Origin of the sequence: Exiguobacterium acetylicum, assembly GCF_022170825.1 — a bacterium.
GTDB classification, from domain to species: domain Bacteria; phylum Bacillota; class Bacilli; order Exiguobacteriales; family Exiguobacteriaceae; genus Exiguobacterium_A; species Exiguobacterium_A acetylicum_B.
Window position 1 is genome coordinate 1555658 of the sequence record NZ_CP081878.1, and the last position, 15793, is coordinate 1571450.

The following is a 15793-nucleotide window of genomic DNA, read 5'->3' on the forward strand; positions in this document are numbered from 1 at the left end:
AAGGAAACGGGGCTGTTGCGTTAAGAGGACAATCGATCGACTTCGGTTGCTTCGGTGCGTGGGGCGTGCCAGAAGTACGTCAGCAAAATACCGACTGCAAGCATCGCTGTCGCAAAATAGAACGGATAGTTCAGGTTGACGTCAAACAATAATCCACCGACGATCGGTCCAAGAATGTTTCCGATACTCGTAAACATCGAGTTCATCCCACCGACGAATCCTTGTTCATTTCCCGCGATCTTCGAGAGATAGGTCGTAACGGCAGGTCGCATCAAGTCGAACCCGACGAACACGACCATCGTCACAAGAATGATCGAGATGTAGCTCGTGACGAACGTCATCAAGACGACGAGTAAGGTCGAACCGATCAAACTATAGCGAATCAAGCGAATCTCACCGAACCAGCGTGTCAATCGATCGAACAATCCAACTTGGACGATGACACCGACAATCGCTCCAAGCGAAATCGCAAGGGCAATATCTTTCGCTGTGAAGCCGAACTTGCGGTCGACGAACAAGGCGAATAATGACTCAAACGAAGCAAGACCGAACGACGAGATCAACAGGACAAGAAAGGCGATGAAATAGAGTGGACTGAAGACTTTACGGAAACCAGTCTGTTGTTTGACCATCGTTGTCTCATGGTGACGATTTGGTTCTTTGAGCGTAAAGACCGATAAGACCATCGCTATCAAACCGAACGCAGCAGCGAAGAAGAACGGTGTTCGCGTTCCGAAATCAGCGAGGAATCCACCGATTCCTGGTCCGATGATGAAACCAGTCGAGATCGCAGCAGACATATAACCGAGCGCTTTCGGGCGAGTCTCGTTCGTCGTGATATCAGCAATGAATGCCGTGACGGCAGGCATGATGAAAGCAGCACTGACACCACCGAGAATTCGGGAGGCGAACAGGACTTCGACGCTTTGACCGAGACCGAACAAGAGCTCGGACATACTGAAGATGAACAAGCCGATGATGATCATCGGTTTACGCCCATATTTGTCAACGGCGCGTCCAGCAAGCGGAGAGAGAATCAGTTGCGCAAAGGCAAAGGCGGAGACCATGTATCCGACCGTCGCTCCGGAAATGTTGAGCTCGTTCATGATCGTCGGTGTGACAGGAATGACGAGACCGATACCTAAAAAGGCGATAAATAAGTTGAGCAACAATGTACTCAGAATCAATGTATTGTTTTGCATAGTTCACCTCAGTTAAATTAAATCGTTTTTGACATACCTCGCCAGACGATTGGCCAAACAGCTTGTTGTCTCGCGTGAAACGCATCGACGCCGTTATAGACGAGTTCCGTCAATGTGCCTTCAGCAACGGTCAAATAGGCGAGTGCGGCACTTTTGTAGTCCGTTGAATACAGAATCTGTTCTGTCCGGTCTCGTTCGCGAAGTAAACGCGTCAAGAGATCGTGTAGCGAATCAAAAAATGGATTGAATCGTTCTGTCATCTCTTGTTCGAGCTTCTCCGGTGGAAAATAGGCTGCTCGTAGAATGAATCGCATCAGGATATCATCTTGCTGCTCCGTAATAAACCAGTCGAAGAAGCCATGCAACGATTGTTCGAGCGGTTGTTGGCGCGTTTTCGTAAAGTACGTCGCGAAGCGTCGTTTTTGTTCCTGCAAGGCATACGTCGTCGCTTGCAGGAATAAGTCATCCTTGCCTTTATAATGCGCATAGATTGACGGTTTCTTAATACCGACTTCTGTCGCAATCTCTTGCAGCGATGCTCCTTCATAGCCGTGCGCGGCAAAATGATGGATGCTCGTCTGAAGTAATTGTTGGGCTTTCAGGTCAATCACCTTCCTAACGGTCGTTAGGTAACACTTTAACAGGAGAATTTAGATGAAGTCAATCAGATTGTTTTACTGCACAAAAAAACTGACTCCGCGTATGCGGAATCAGTTCAGTAGTACATCTTATTTGTTCATGACACGACCGCGAGTAGCGACGCGTGAGCCGACGATACCAGCAAATGACGTGAAGATGAGTGTCAGAAGCAGTCCGACGAATGCCCAGATTGAAACTTTTGATGCCGTTTGTGTTGCTTGTTCCGTTTGCTCACGGACATCTTGGACTGTTTTTTTCAAGTCTGCTGAAGTTTCGTCAAGCGTTTGTTTAGCATTTTCGATTTGTTGCGTTGTTTCTTTTGTTGCTGTATTAAGACCGTCAACGATGTTTTGTGTCGCTTCTTCTGCCTCAGCACCTGTGAGGTCGGTGTTTTTCGCGACAGCGTCAGCGATTTTATCTTCATCGACCGATTTCTCGATTTTTTCAGCACGTGCTGTTAACGAATCCCCGAGATCTTGGACGATTGTATCGAAGTTTTCTGGTTTTGTGATCGCTTCCTTACCAGCAGCTGTGACGTCTTCTTGGACAGCGTCAAGCTCATTTTGCAAGTAGCCTGGTTGTAACTCTTTAATATCCGTGTCTTTCAAAATCTCATCGACGTTTCCTTCAAGCTCTTTCGTGTCGACTTGTGAGACGTTTTTAGTAATCGAATCAAAGCCTTTTGTTGCAGCGTCTTGAGCGGTTGAAGCAACAGATCCGATACCGTTACCTGCCGCACCACCAACTGTTCCGAGTAATGAGCCAACCGATTGTAACGTATTGACTGTCGTGAATGTCAAGAGAGCGAACAAGAGGATGACGCTTGTTGACCATGTCAAGAAACCGTGAACGAGACCAGCACGAGCGGACGTCACACCGGAGACGAATCCAGCGACGAATAGCGAGATGAGCAATGAAAGGATTGCCCAGATGATCAAGCCAGTTCCGACACCATCAAACGGATTGTTCGACGTTACGTCCGTGACACCGAGTCCGATGGCTGAACCGATGAGACTAAATAAAATCAATAAGGATAAGAATGATACCACACCTGCAAAAATCGAGCTCCATGAGATGTTACGACCTGCGTCGTCCGCTTCCGGTCGGAAATGGGACGAAAAGCCTCTGTTTGTTTTTTCCATAATAAGCACTACCTCTCCCCAAATTGGTCTTTCAAGTTCGAGATGTTCATGAATGTAAAAGCTTCATCTCAAGTTTCTTACGCGCATAGCTCTTATATTACCGCTCAATGAGATGGAGAAACCTAGTATTACAAGTACATGATTAATGGTCGTCTGAACTCCAATGAAGGGTTATGGATTGCGTTTGAAGAAAAAGCATCGTACACTTTTATCAAGTATCACGTTGTACTGTACAGTTTAAAAATTAAAAGGAGGTGATCCCCCGCTTTTAGGGGGATACAAGTTGGACATCGTCTTAACACTGAATTTGTTGTTGCTCGTCGTATTGATTGGTTTGACCGCGTTTTTCGTCGGATCGGAGTTTGCGGTCGTCAAAGTCCGGATGTCTCGTCTCGACCAGATGGTGCAAGAAGGGAAAAAAGGAGCTGTGCTTGCAAAGAAGGTGGCGGGCGATCTGGATTACTATTTGTCTGCCTGTCAGCTTGGTATCACGATTACAGCACTTGGTCTCGGGGCACTCGGGAAACCGACCGTTGAGAAGTTATTGACACCGCTCTTTGATGAACTCGGTGTTGCAGTAGCGGTCTCCACGCTTCTGTCTTATAGTATTGCCTTCATCTTCGTCACGTTCTTACACGTCGTCGTCGGTGAACTGGCACCGAAAACGCTCGCGATTCAGTATGCAGAACGCATGACGTTGCTACTTGCACCGGCGCTCTATATATTTGGGAAAGTCATGTATCCGTTCATCTGGATCATGAACGGATCTGCCCGTGTTCTCCTTCGAATGTTCGGTGTAAAACCAGCCGGTCACGAACAAGCCCATTCGGAAGAAGAGTTGAAAATCATCATGGCGCAAAGTTTTCAAAGTGGTGAAATCAATCAATCAGAACTCGACTTGATGCAAAATGTCTTCGCTTTTGATGAGCGTGTCACGCGCGACATCATGGTGCCACGGATGAACATGTTGGTCATTTCGGACGAGATCGACTGGGAAAGTCTATTGCAGACGATGTCAGACAATCCGTACACCCGTTATCCGGTCAGTGAAGGAACGGATAAGGACCGGATTAGCGGCTATATCAATGTCAAGGAAGTGCTCGCACATCATGCTGTACAACATGAACGAGAACTTGCATCGTTCATCAAGCCACTTCCAGTCGTCTCAGAATTGACGCCGCTGCAAGAAACACTCTTGAAGATGAAACAGACACGCTCGCACATCGCACTCGTCATTGACGAGTATGGTGGAACATCCGGTTTGATCACGATGGAAGATATCTTGGAGGAAATCGTCGGTGATATCCGTGATGAATTCGATGAAGCGGAACAGGCAGAAATCGAACAGTTACCGGACGGTTCTTATCGCTTAGCAGGTACTGTCCTGTTGGTTGAGATGGAAGAGCGATTTGGTCTTCGGTTTGCAGATGCAGAGGCGGTCGATACGGTCGGTGGTTACATTCAATCGCGAACGACTGCCTTTGAAGAAGGAACCATCGTCACGGATGAAGCCTTTACGCTTGAAATCATGCGTTCTGCCCACTATCAGATTCAGGATGTCAAGTTGACATTGACGCCTCGTTAACATAAAGACCCGTCGTGCCTAGTAGTCCAATCTACTGAGCATAACGGGTCTTGTTCATTGGGCAGAAGAGAGATTCGTCTCGTCCGATGGTAACTGTTCTTTCAAATACAGAGAAAAAGCTTCCATAGACAAGGGACGAGGAAATGGTTTTAACTCGTCCAAAAATATTATGATTTTTCCATTCAATTGTCAGAAGATCGAGACGATATAGAAAGTGAAGTCCACCTATGAATGAAGGAGAGAAGCATATGAAGTGGTTCACGAAATCAGCATCACCGTCCTTTGATGAACGTATCGAAGTCGAACGGTCCCATGTCGTGTTGAATGTTCCGACATCCTTACATGAACAATTGCGTTTAATCGATTTACAAGCTGTCGATTTACAAATTGTACGGGTCATCCGCGAAGATGTCTCCGATTGGATGCCGAGCATGGTCGACGCGTTCTACGAGGAGCTGGTCCGTGTTCCATCCCTTCGTCAGTTAATCGAACAGCATTCGACACTCAAACGATTAAAAGGTACGCTCGCTCAGCATATCTTACAAATGTTCGACGGTCAGGTGACGATGGAGTACATCGAAGCACGCCGCCGGATTGCCGAGCGTCATGTTCAAATCGGATTGCATAATAAGTGGTACATTGCTGCGTTCCAAAAAGTCTGGAACGTCCTCAGTGAGAAGATTGACGGCAGTGATTGGCCGGAAGTTGAACGTGTCCGGATCATGCGCTCGGCAGGGAAACTGTTCAACTTGGAACAACAGATCGTCATGACGATGTATGAAGATCAAATCGATGAAGAACGACAAGCGATCGCGACAGCGAAACGTCACGTCGGAGATGGCGTGCAAAAATCGACCGAAGAACTCGCTGCCATGAGTGAAGAATCATCGGCGAACTTCCAAGAAATCGAGCGGCATGCAAAACATGTCTCGACGACGACGGATGCCATTTCACTTCAATTGACGGAAGCAGTCGGCGAAGCAGAAGCAGGTGTCGTTCTCGTTGAAGAGGAGACACGACGCTTCCAGGATGTCGTCGCGGATTTATCACGGACGACCGAACAAGTCGCTGAACTGTCACGCTTGTCGCAAGAAATCGAGCGGATTGCCGGGATGGTGACGACGATTTCCGATCAAACAAACTTGCTCAGTCTGAATGCTTCAATCGAAGCGGCACGTGCTGGTGAGATGGGGCGTGGCTTCACCGTCGTCGCGCAAGAGATTCGTAAACTTGCTGAAGAGAGTAAACAATCGGCTGCAGAGACGTCGCGGATCGCACAAGAAATCACACAAAAAATGTTCGTCGTCTCAGAGCGGATGGGAACGACGGAGACGGCGGTCGTCCGGACGACGTCCGAGATGCAACAAGTCGTCCGTGCCTTCTCGCGGATTTCTGAACAGACAGACAATGTCTCGCGTCAAATTCACGAACTATCGACGGATACGAAGGATGTCGCCGGAACGATCGAAGGTATGCGCAAGATCGCTGAGGCGATTGCTGAGACCGCAGATGATTTGCAGGAAGTCGCGGCGACGCTCTGAATTGTTCCTCCTTTCTCCAAGAAAGGAGGATTTTTTTGTCGATTTATGGAAAATGTAAGGGGAGGTGTTGGTGATTCATGATGAAAAGCCTTGGATTGCTCGTCGTATGTATTGTTGCATTCATAGGAAATTATGTAATAGCAGAAGATCTTGCTCCGCGTGAGTTCTACGCCTTACTCGGTTTAACAGGTGTCGCTTTCTTGATTGGCGGAATCGAGTGGTGGCAAATCCGGCGCGATTTACGATATCAGGGACAAGCAGAGGGCGTATCGGTCCGACTTGCTGACCGTGCTTCACGCAAGACGAATACGATTTTTTTAGCACATCAGAAATGGGTGACATTTTCACGAAGTTACGCCAACTGGTGGCAGGCAATCCTTGCACGCTTCGAAAAGTTCGAATCGTTTTTTATTGACGTGACGTTCGAAGGGGAGGGGAAGCGTCTCCAAATCAAAGAAACGAAAACAGAGTGGTTACGTAATACGACGCATTTCGTGATTCGCGAAGACGGGTACGACGTCGGAACGATTCGTACCGACGCGGCACTTCGTCAGCAATTGCGACTGCAGGAAGTATTACTCGTCACGTATGACAATCAAGAGTACCAGATCAATTCCTCGACGATCACAAGGAAAATCGGAGTTTATAAAGAAGGCGTCTGTATCGCGACGGGGTCGCGTCGAGGAACGCGACTCGTCTTTCACTGTGATACGAGTGAGCGCTTATTAGCCGTCGCCAGTATGATCGTCTTTCGTCTCGTATACACGAAATGAATTTATTTCACTGACCGTATGTATAGTCTAAAAAAAATTAGTACGTAAAGAATCAACAAGACGATCCATCAATCCGAGTATTATCTGGATGCATAAAGAAGCGCGCTAGGTCTCGATTAAAGAGAACCAGCGCGCTTTTTCATTATCCTGTTTTTCGAATCGACTCGAACAATCGCCCCTTATAGACATCAGCAATTGTATTGAGGAAGGTCTCACTTAACTTCTTAGGGAAGAATGGTTTTGCGTAGACATAATGATACGCCTTCTTCAAGTCATCCCATTGTGTACATGGTTCTGTTTGCCGGAAACGGGCGACATCGATGATCCGTGTTCCATTCGCCGTCAAGAGAATGTTTCGCAAGTGGATGTCTGACGGGTTCAAACCGACGGACCGTGCTTGTGCTAAAGCCGTATCGACCGTCGTCAAGACGGATTCCGGGATGAACGTCCCGCTGACGAGACATTCGAAAAGTGTTTGACCTTCAATGTATTCAAGCACGATATAATCCGCACCATATTCGTAGACTTGCGCGTACGTCGGAAAATCAGTCAACTGCGCGTAGATACCACCCTCGAGCTCGGCAAGCGTTCGAAACGACGGGTAAAACTTCTTGATGACGCGATCCGTTCCCAGGACTCGAAAGACGAACGCACTCCGTCCTGTTCCGATCAACTCGAGTTCGCTCGGAAGACTTTCGATCGTACAAACCAAACCTGTTTCCTTCAATTGGATCGCGTGCGCTAACTCAGCGTCTGTTTTCAATGCTGTCACTTCCTTTCCTCCTTCAATTCTTATACCCATTATACGCTCATCTGACAGGAAAAGTTTCAAAAATCGCTTGTGTGTGAAAGTTTTGAACATTATGTGATATGCTAAAAATGCTATACTGTTACATACTTTAAGGGGGTTTTTAATCATGTCAACGACACAACAATGGCGCGACCATTTTGATGGTCTTCGCGCATACGAAGAAGCCGTCGCATTACTATACTGGGATATGCGGACATACATGCCGGATCAAGGCGCAACAAACCGGTCTGCTTCAATCGGATTCCTCTCAACCGAGAGCTTCCGTCGCCGAACAGGTGCGACGTACCAACAACTACTCGCGGCGATGGAGCAAGAGACGTTAACGGGGATTGAAGCGATCTCGTTCGCAAAAGCAAAAGAAGCGTTCGACCGCGATTCGAAAATTCCGGAAGCCGAGTATCAAACGTTCATCACGTTGATCTCTGAAGCCGAGAGTGTCTGGGAAAAGGCAAAAGATGCGAACGATTGGTCACTGTTTGAACCATACCTCGAGAAAATCGTCGCGATGGAACGCAAATTCGTCGAGTACTGGGGCTATGATGCGCACCCGTACGACGCACTGCTCCATGACTATGAGCCGGGGATGACAGTCGCGACACTCGATCCATTGTTCGCTGAACTTCGTCAAGCCATCATCGGTCTGCTCGGGCAGCTTGAAGGAAAAGACTTCCCGACGCTCGATTGGTCAGCAGAACGCGAGACACAAATCGCCTTGAACCAAGAATGGCTCCGCGATATCGGCTACGACTTCACGTCGGGTCGTTTAGATGAGACGGTCCATCCGTTCCAGACGACGATCAACCGGAAGGACGCACGGATTACGACGAAGTACGATGAAAACGACTACCGGAACTCGGTCTTCGGCACGATGCACGAAGCCGGGCACGCGACATACGAGCAAGGCATCGAACCAGAACTTGACTCACTCGGTCTCGGTGACGGTGCATCGATGGGGATTCATGAATCACAATCGTTGTTCTTTGAGAACTTCATCGGACGGAACCAAGGCTTCCTAGAAGCCCGTTATCATGGCTTACAACAGGCGATTCCGTCACTTGCTGACGTCCCGTTCGAACGTTTCTATGCAGCGGTCAACGAAGTCAAACCGTCACTGATTCGGATTGAAGCCGATGAACTGACGTATGCACTGCATATCATCATCCGCTATGAGCTTGAAAAACGTCTGATGACAAACGAACTCGAAGTCAAGGATCTGCCGCAAGAATGGAATCGTCTCTATAAAGAGTATCTCGGCGTCGATGTCCCGAGTGACGATAAAGGCGTCCTACAAGACGTCCATTGGTCGGGTGGATCGTTTGGTTACTTCCCAAGTTACGCCCTCGGTCTCGTTTACGCGGCACAACTGAACGAAGCGCTTCGTCGTGACGTCGACAACGTCGACGGTCTAATCGCAGCCGGAACGCTTGCCCCGATCAAAGGCTGGTTGAAGGAAAACATTCACCGTCACGGAAAATCGAAGACACCAGCTGAATTGATTGAAGCAGCAACAGGACAATCGATTTCGGTCGCACCACTCGTCAATTACTTGACGAAGAAATACACACGCGTCGTCGAGGCACTCTGATGTTATGGTTCGCACACCGCGGCGTCAGTGAGCGTTTTCCCGAAAATACGCTTGAAGCCATCGCTGCTGCGATCGAAGACGATGTCGATGGCGTTGAGTTCGATGTCCATTTTTCAAAGGACGGTGTCGGTGTCATAATTCATGATGAGACCGTCAACCGGACGACGAATGGGAAAGGGCGCGTCGTCGACATGACGGTTGCTGAACTGCAAGCGCTCGACGCAGGAGCACGATTTAAAGGGGAAGCGATCAAGACGAAGATTCCGACGCTTGACGAAGTGTTGACGATTCTTGCACCAGCAACACTCCGACTCAACGTCGAGCTGAAGACGGATACGATCCGCTATGATGGGCTTGAAGCCTATGTCCTCGAACGCTGCGCCGCTCACGGGATTACGTCAGATCGACTACTCTTCAGCTCGTTCAATCATTATTCGGTCGCCTTGATTCGTAAGCTCGATCCAAGCGTCGAGACGGCGATTCTCTATCCGTACCCGATCTATCATCCGGAAGAACAAGCCCTCCGGATCGGTGCGACTGGAATCCATCCCGATTATCGACGGGTGACGGAAGCGGACGTCGCGTTTGCTCACGCGCAAGACGTCACGGTCCGCGTCTATACACCGAAGACGGTCGATGATGTCCGGCAGATGCAAGCGATCGGTGTCGATGCCGTCATCGTCAATGATCCGAAAGGCATGCGTGACAGACTTAAAGGATAAGGAGGAGGAAGGGATGCGTAAGGACTACGTTTTCGTCATCAGTTTGTCGCTCGTCGCCTTATTCGTCGGACTTCAGCTCGGTTTTTCCCGTTTGCCGGAACCGAAACCGAAGCAAGTCGCAACGACACCGATGCGCCCGGCTGACTATAAGACAGGCCTAGCGTCAGCGAAACGTGAATTGAAGCAGATTCAACGCTTCACCTTAAAAAGTACCCTTCCTGCTAACGGAACGACCGTGACGTGGATCTATGAGACGCCATCTGATGAACGGATTGCGGTCGATTGGTATTACGTCGAAAGTTATCCGGAAGCCCAGGTTCAGATGACACGTAACGAGACGTCACGCATCATCTCGTATGAACGCTATTTAATTGTCATCCGACCGATTTACGGAACGGTCGTCGACAGTGAACTGGAACAGTTCGCACTCCGTTTTACCGGTTACTTCACGACACAACAACAGGGGGAAAACGATGTCAGGTAAAATCATTCTCTTGATTGGTGGATCGGGCAGCGGAAAGTCTTCCCTGATCAAACGCTTGCGGACAGAATATTCGCATGTCCGGTTCATTCCATCGGTCACGACACGACCGAAACGTCCGACGGAAATCGATGGAGCAAGTTATCACTTTGTTGACGTCAAGACGTTCCAGCAACTGATCCAAGACGATGGATTCATCGAATACGCCCACGTCCACCGGGCGTGGTACGGCACACCGCGCCAAGCATACGTCGATGTCCTCGAACAGGATCAGATTGTCATCAAGGATATTGATCCAAAAGGAGCAGCGAACTTCAAACGCTTGTTTAACGACCAAGTGATCACGATCTTCGTTTCGGTCCCACCCGACTTGATGAAGGAACGACTGTTGATGCGCGGCGATACACCGGAGTTCGAAGCACGACTCGTTGATTACGAGGAAGCGTGGAAAGAACGCGATCATTATGATTACATGATCGAAAATATTGATTTTGAGACAGCGTACGCCGATTTGCTCAAAATCATCGCCGGTTATATTCCAAAGGCATGACCAAGAGGACGCACGTGAGCGTCCTCTTTTCGTCTGCAGAAAGGAGTGTTTATGTTACCGAACCATCCATTATTACAAAAGATTCAAACCGTGAAGCGGCTTCCGGGTCGATCAGATCAAGCTGTTTGGTCCGTCAAGACGTTGACAGACCACTTTATCGTCAAGACTGTCATAGACCCAGCTAGCCTTCGGTATGAACAAGAAGCGACCTTATTGATTCCAGAACAACAGGGCATCGCTCATGCCTTACCACTTGCGACCGGACGAACAGCAACGATTGCGTACGGCATTTATCCGTATTTATCTGGACGAACCGTCCGAAGCGTGCTCCGTGAGACGCCGGAATTAGCGACCGAACTCGGTCAGGAGACGGGGAAAGCATTGAAACGCATCCATGCAGTGCCTGCTCCAAGCGAGATGATGTCTTGGAGTATACGTTGTCAGGCGAAACATGACCGTTACCGCGCAGCGATTGAGGACTTGCTTGCATCCGAGTGGGTCGAGCGACTCGACCGATTTATCGGCGAACGACTTGCGTTACTTCAGACGCGACCGAATCGATTGCAGCATGACGATGTTCATCTCGATAATCTACTTGTCGAGGATGGGCATCTATCTGCTTTCCTTGATTACGGCAACCATGACTATGGCGATCCGTGGCATGATTTCGTCAAATGCGGGTTGTTTCAGGTCGAGACGAGTCCCGTCTTTGCAAGTCATATGATCAATGGATACTTTAAGAACGAAGTGCCGTCCGCCTTTTGGCAGGTCTATAGTCTTTACGCGGCGATGGTTGTTTTCTCATCACTCGTCTGGACAAAGCGGTTTGACGCAAGCCAGGTGCCAGTGATGCAACGACGTGTCCAACGGATCATTCAGGATCACGATGGTTTTCGACGCGACATGCCGCTTTGGTATGAGGCGTAAAAAAAAGACGGGTCCGTCTCTCACTTGAAGAGAAACGAACCCGCTATTTTTTTGAAGTTATTGAATATTACCATTCAAAGCCTTCTTCACTATACTTGCCGTTCGAGTTGAAGAATCGTTCTTCTGTTTTACCATTGACGGTATTCGTATAAATAACATAGACGTCGAGATGATCATTCTGATCCGCCATTTTTTTAGCAGCTTTCTTAGCGTCGGCCTCAGTCGTATATGTTTCCGACTTACTTGCCTTCCCGTGTTTTTCTTGCCCTTGTTCTTCATATCCTTCTACTGTCCATACTTTTTTTGATGACATCATTAACATCCTTTCCTGCAAAAGCGAGTTCGCTTGGCTGTTACATTATGCTGTGCAGACCAATCCATCGTCAACTGTTGCTGTTCATTCTGTGACGATCTCGTCTAAATGATCGGCATAATAACGGAGTGCCCGGTCAAATGTCTGGATCGATGTATCCGACGACGTCGTAGCAAGCGTCTTCAGTAAGCGACTGACCGCTCGATCCGTTTGACCGAGATTATACTCCGTCATTGCGAGGAATGCGTGTAAGGCGTGGGCATCCGGAAACTCAAGCAATGCGCGGTGGAACACGGCTGACGCTTCTTCAAACTGTCCGGTGACGCGATACGTACTGCCGAGCCCGATATAGGCTTGCAAGCGGTCTTCTCCTGTAAGACCGAGCGCTAGTGCTTGTTCATAGTAGGGGACAGCAGCATGCTCCTCACCAAGGCTATCGTAACACCACGCCATCTGATAGAGGACGATTGGGTCGTCAGGTGCCGTTTCAACATACTGACGGACGACTTCTTTTGCTGTTTCATACTGGCCCGTCTTTCGTAATTGATGAACCGATTCGAAATCAAACATTTCGTTTCCTCCTCCTACGCTATCAAAAAACGGACCCGGTCGTCCTTGACCGGATCCGTTCCATCGAACAGCTTAGACTGTTTTTTCAAGCTTCGTTAAAAGGGTCCGGAACAGTTCAAGTTCCTGATCCGAGAAGTCTTCGAAGACGTCCGCGAGGTAATCCATCTTCATCGACTCGAGTTTTTCGTATAACTCGATGCCTTTTGGTGTTGCCCGGAGTTCGACGACACGACGATCGAGTTCGCTCCGCTCGCGAGAAATCAACTCTTTTTTCGTCAATTCGTCAGCTAGTGCCGTGATCATGCTCGCTGAGAACTGAAACTCTTGCGAGAGGGCAGAGGCGATTTGTGGACTGTTCGTACAAAGTGATTTCAAGATGAAGAACTCGTTGCGTGTCAAATACGTCGTGAACATGCTACGCACGTCCTTCTTGATCGCGCGGTAGTTCATCCGTAATCCTTTTTCCGTATCAACGATCAACTGATCGCGTTGTGCCACTTCTAGTGTAGTTGCCATGTATCCTTCACTCTTTCTATACCGTAGTTTCTTTCACTCGTGATTTAGTATAGTGAAAAATTTTAGTTTAATCAATATTTTTCTCTTGAATCATCTGTTTCGACAGCACGGGCGACTTGGGCGACGATTTCTTCGACGTTGCGTAGCTCTGGGTAGAAGCGACGGAAGAAGTAATCGATCCGGTGTGTATCTTCTCCGGCAATCGTCAGTGCCATACAGATATAAGCGATCCCGATTCCTTGACGGGGGAGGAACGGATTCGGCATGACCTTCGCACAACGCAGGGCGAGCGGACTGTGCGTCGTCACGGCTTCAATCAACTCCCCGTATGTTCGGATATCAACATAATGGAACATCCGAATCAGTTCGTTGATCAACTGTTGATCGGAATCAAGCATCATCTGCGACGTGACGAGCCGTTTATCGAGCTCGTTGATGACTGGGGAGTGATCGATGAAGTAGTTTAAGTTGTCCGCCGTGATCCGGACTTGGTGTGGGTCAGACAAGATTTGTTGAACGGTCTCGTCTTCGAATTGTTTCAACTGTTTTTTGATGTTGACGAATTCCTGATCGGCGATCTCAAGCAATCCTGCTACCCGACTAAAGCTGCGCCGGACTTCTGCCGGAACACTGTTCGGATTTTTATACCCGAGGTCATGCTCGATCTCTGCCCAGGCGTGCTGAAGAATCGACCGAATTTGAATTTCGGCCGTGTAGTCCTTAAAGCGACCATACTCGCTTAGAGCAAGTCGCTGTTCGCTGAGTGACGCGACGAAGTGAACTGAGAGGTAACCGAACTCCGTCGTATCAAGCAAGGTCGACTTATCGACGGACTGATCCCGGTCGATCGCAAACTCGTTTTCAATGATGCGTGCTGCTTCCCGGACGTCGTCATGGAAATAAGTGACGATCCGGATCCCGGTCAAGTCATGGACGTCCTTAAGCGAACGGTATTTGTTCGGTTGCCGTAAGACTTTCTGATACAGACTTTCAGAGTCTTTCGTCCGGGCGACGATCGAGTGGTATTTGATCCCTGCCGCGTCCAGTAGCTCGGACAGAAGCATCTTCAATTTGTCGGCGTACGCATCATATTCTTCCTTATCGTTGACATATTCAAGCATCATCGTATTTAAATCTTGTGATTGCACCGTTTCGCACCTTCCTCATCCTGTAGTCATCTAGCCATATTGTAGCACTCTGCTTTGTTCAACGCACAGTAAGACCCTGTTTGAAGCAGTACGATTCGTGGGAAAAAGACAAGTAGTACGTTTCCGGGAGGAGATTGAAAATGGAAATAGTGGATGCCCGTGCTTTACCCGCCGATCATATGGATGTTTTACATGTCACCCCGTCGTCAATCTATTTTCGACGCCGTCTTGATGACGCCCGCTATCATATCAGCCGCTATGATCTTGAAGATCAAGAACAGGTTGATCTGACGCCAGAAGCCTTGACCGATCACGGACCAACCCGTCCGTTCGTCCGGCACGGGAAGGTCTATTGCCTGAATGAACATACGCAAGAGCAGGGTGGCGAGACAGAAGTACTCGTCATCGATCTGATGTCCGGTAAACGGGAACAGATTGCTTCGTTTTACGTTGAAGGGGACTTGACGCTTTACTGGGTGCTCAATGAAAACTATCTCGTGTTCTTGCAGACGACGGATACGACGTCCGCATTTCTCTATGACGTCACAGATGAATCGCGTCAAACGATTCGCGATCAACGGCTTTACGGGATGACAGAGAATTACCGGGAGCTCTATTTCTTTCTCGTCACGCTTGAAGACAAGGAATACATCGTCTGTAATGCTCGGCTTGACGAGTTCTCGTTTTATGACGCGCTTGAAAGTGGCGTCATCTCACCGGAAGATCCGATCGACCACTCGGAAAGCTTGTTGATTGCTCCGCTCCCGACTTTGATCGAGGAGATTGAACAAGGCGTTGAGCACTTATCGTTTGCAACCTTACTAAAGTTAGAAGGAGAAGGGGACACCGTCCAGTATCTCGGGGAACAGGAAGGTCACTTGATTTTCAGTGCCTATACCGACCGGCTGAACGAAGAAGTCTTTTACCGGATCGATACGGAAGCGAGTGTTGAAGAGGTCGCACGAATCAATTGGAGTGACTATGAACCACTCGACTTCACCTATGACGACGTCGAGTCGACGATCTTCATCGTCAATGACCGGTCCGAACAGCATCATGAAGTAATCAATTTACGCAACGGTGCCCGATTCCTTGATAAGGAACCGTTTGAGCGTGTCTTACGGGAACGTTTCTATTTACACGAAGCGATCGGTGACGACGCGGAGCCGATGGTTACGGTGTACGACGCGGAACACAACGAACGGTATCGGTTCGAAGATGCCTATTACGTGACCGTGTCCGGGGAACTCGTCATCTTATCGGTCCACCAGTTATGATACAAGCGGTT

17 protein-coding genes are annotated in these 15793 nt (G+C 48.8%); 9 read left to right on the top strand and 8 right to left on the bottom strand.

The genetic code is table 11. The features are described 5' to 3' along the window. Positions 1-20: 20 nt before the first annotated feature. The 3 genes from K6T22_RS08110 to K6T22_RS08120 form a co-directional block, all read right to left on the bottom strand. A complete protein-coding gene (locus K6T22_RS08110) occupies positions 21-1202 on the bottom strand; it encodes an MFS transporter (protein ID WP_238239920.1) in 1182 nt (393 codons plus the stop codon). 17 nt (positions 1203-1219) lie between these two features. After that, positions 1220-1813, bottom strand: coding sequence for a TetR/AcrR family transcriptional regulator (locus K6T22_RS08115; protein WP_238239921.1), 594 nt, complete (start codon positions 1811-1813; stop codon positions 1220-1222). Positions 1814-1930: 117 nt separating this feature from the next. After that, the gene (locus K6T22_RS08120; protein ID WP_238239922.1) at positions 1931-2983 is read right to left on the bottom strand and encodes a YrzE family protein; all 1053 of its coding nucleotides are present in this window, start codon (positions 2981-2983) and stop codon (positions 1931-1933) included. A gap of 283 nt (positions 2984-3266) precedes the next feature. Between K6T22_RS08120 and K6T22_RS08125 the strand changes: the two genes are divergently transcribed. The 3 genes from K6T22_RS08125 (at position 3267) to K6T22_RS08135 (ending at position 6882) form a co-directional block, all read left to right on the top strand. Further along, the gene (locus tag K6T22_RS08125; RefSeq protein ID WP_238239923.1) at positions 3267-4568 is read left to right on the top strand and encodes a hemolysin family protein; all 1302 of its coding nucleotides are present in this window, start codon (positions 3267-3269) and stop codon (positions 4566-4568) included. Positions 4569-4816: 248 nt separating this feature from the next. Next, positions 4817-6109, top strand: coding sequence for a globin-coupled sensor protein (locus K6T22_RS08130; protein ID WP_238239925.1), 1293 nt, complete (start codon positions 4817-4819; stop codon positions 6107-6109). Positions 6110-6186: 77 nt separating this feature from the next. Continuing rightward, on the top strand, positions 6187-6882 hold the full coding sequence (locus tag K6T22_RS08135; protein ID WP_238239926.1) for a tubby C-terminal domain-like protein: 696 nt from the start codon (positions 6187-6189) through the stop codon (positions 6880-6882). Between the two features lie 142 nt (positions 6883-7024). Here K6T22_RS08135 and K6T22_RS08140 read toward each other — a convergent pair whose 3' ends face one another. Then, positions 7025-7654 (bottom strand): serine/threonine protein kinase, encoded by a 630-nt coding sequence (locus K6T22_RS08140; protein WP_238239928.1) that lies wholly within the window; start codon positions 7652-7654, stop codon positions 7025-7027. A 145-nt stretch (positions 7655-7799) separates the two neighbouring features. On the opposite strand from K6T22_RS08140, the gene K6T22_RS08145 reads away from it, so the two are divergent. From K6T22_RS08145 to K6T22_RS08165, 5 genes are read left to right on the top strand one after another with little or no spacing between them, the layout of a single operon-like run. After that, complete coding sequence (locus K6T22_RS08145) at positions 7800-9278, top strand: carboxypeptidase M32 (RefSeq protein ID WP_238239929.1); 1479 nt, start codon at positions 7800-7802, stop codon at positions 9276-9278. Further along, a complete protein-coding gene (locus K6T22_RS08150; protein ID WP_238239930.1) occupies positions 9278-10000 on the top strand; it encodes a glycerophosphodiester phosphodiesterase in 723 nt (240 codons plus the stop codon). Before K6T22_RS08145 ends, K6T22_RS08150 begins: the two co-directional genes overlap by 1 nt. Positions 10001-10013: 13 nt before the next feature. Continuing rightward, complete coding sequence (locus K6T22_RS08155; protein WP_238239931.1) at positions 10014-10484, top strand: hypothetical protein; 471 nt, start codon at positions 10014-10016, stop codon at positions 10482-10484. Next, positions 10474-11031: a guanylate kinase gene (locus K6T22_RS08160; protein ID WP_238239940.1), complete on the top strand. Its 558-nt coding sequence runs from the start codon at positions 10474-10476 to the stop codon at positions 11029-11031. The genes K6T22_RS08155 and K6T22_RS08160 overlap by 11 nt, the downstream gene beginning before the upstream one ends. A 51-nt stretch (positions 11032-11082) precedes the next feature. Next, positions 11083-11958 (top strand): aminoglycoside phosphotransferase family protein, encoded by an 876-nt coding sequence (locus K6T22_RS08165; RefSeq protein ID WP_238239944.1) that lies wholly within the window; start codon positions 11083-11085, stop codon positions 11956-11958. Positions 11959-12025: 67 nt separating this feature from the next. On the opposite strand, the gene K6T22_RS08170 is transcribed toward K6T22_RS08165, so the two are convergent. From K6T22_RS08170 to K6T22_RS08185, 4 genes are all read right to left on the bottom strand, one after another. After that, positions 12026-12274 (bottom strand): hypothetical protein, encoded by a 249-nt coding sequence (locus K6T22_RS08170; RefSeq protein ID WP_231496855.1) that lies wholly within the window; start codon positions 12272-12274, stop codon positions 12026-12028. Between the two features lie 81 nt (positions 12275-12355). After that, entirely contained in the window at positions 12356-12841 is a 486-nt protein-coding gene (locus K6T22_RS08175; protein WP_238239945.1) for a tetratricopeptide repeat protein, read from the bottom strand. Between the two features lie 72 nt (positions 12842-12913). After that, positions 12914-13357, bottom strand: a complete 444-nt coding sequence (locus K6T22_RS08180; protein ID WP_238239952.1) for a MarR family winged helix-turn-helix transcriptional regulator — start codon at positions 13355-13357, stop codon at positions 12914-12916. A gap of 71 nt (positions 13358-13428) precedes the next feature. Next, positions 13429-14505: a GTP pyrophosphokinase gene (locus K6T22_RS08185; protein WP_238239953.1), complete on the bottom strand. Its 1077-nt coding sequence runs from the start codon at positions 14503-14505 to the stop codon at positions 13429-13431. Between the two features lie 140 nt (positions 14506-14645). Between K6T22_RS08185 and K6T22_RS08190 the strand changes: the two genes are divergently transcribed. Then, on the top strand, positions 14646-15782 hold the full coding sequence (locus K6T22_RS08190) for a Six-bladed beta-propeller, TolB-like protein (protein ID WP_238239954.1): 1137 nt from the start codon (positions 14646-14648) through the stop codon (positions 15780-15782). Positions 15783-15793 lie beyond the last annotated feature (11 nt).

Coding starts and splice junctions, on each gene's coding strand:
- K6T22_RS08110 (WP_238239920.1), bottom strand. CDS start 1,202: ATGCAAAACAATACATTGATTCTGAGTACATTGTTGCTCAACTTATTT.
- K6T22_RS08120 (WP_238239922.1), bottom strand. CDS start 2,983: ATGGAAAAAACAAACAGAGGCTTTTCGTCCCATTTCCGACCGGAAGCG.
- K6T22_RS08130 (WP_238239925.1), top strand. CDS start 4,817: ATGAAGTGGTTCACGAAATCAGCATCACCGTCCTTTGATGAACGTATC.
- K6T22_RS08135 (WP_238239926.1), top strand. CDS start 6,187: ATGATGAAAAGCCTTGGATTGCTCGTCGTATGTATTGTTGCATTCATA.
- K6T22_RS08145 (WP_238239929.1), top strand. CDS start 7,800: ATGTCAACGACACAACAATGGCGCGACCATTTTGATGGTCTTCGCGCA.
- K6T22_RS08150 (WP_238239930.1), top strand. CDS start 9,278: ATGTTATGGTTCGCACACCGCGGCGTCAGTGAGCGTTTTCCCGAAAAT.
- K6T22_RS08155 (WP_238239931.1), top strand. CDS start 10,014: ATGCGTAAGGACTACGTTTTCGTCATCAGTTTGTCGCTCGTCGCCTTA.
- K6T22_RS08160 (WP_238239940.1), top strand. CDS start 10,474: ATGTCAGGTAAAATCATTCTCTTGATTGGTGGATCGGGCAGCGGAAAG.
- K6T22_RS08165 (WP_238239944.1), top strand. CDS start 11,083: ATGTTACCGAACCATCCATTATTACAAAAGATTCAAACCGTGAAGCGG.
- K6T22_RS08170 (WP_231496855.1), bottom strand. CDS start 12,274: ATGATGTCATCAAAAAAAGTATGGACAGTAGAAGGATATGAAGAACAA.
- K6T22_RS08175 (WP_238239945.1), bottom strand. CDS start 12,841: ATGTTTGATTTCGAATCGGTTCATCAATTACGAAAGACGGGCCAGTAT.
- K6T22_RS08180 (WP_238239952.1), bottom strand. CDS start 13,357: ATGGCAACTACACTAGAAGTGGCACAACGCGATCAGTTGATCGTTGAT.
- K6T22_RS08190 (WP_238239954.1), top strand. CDS start 14,646: ATGGAAATAGTGGATGCCCGTGCTTTACCCGCCGATCATATGGATGTT.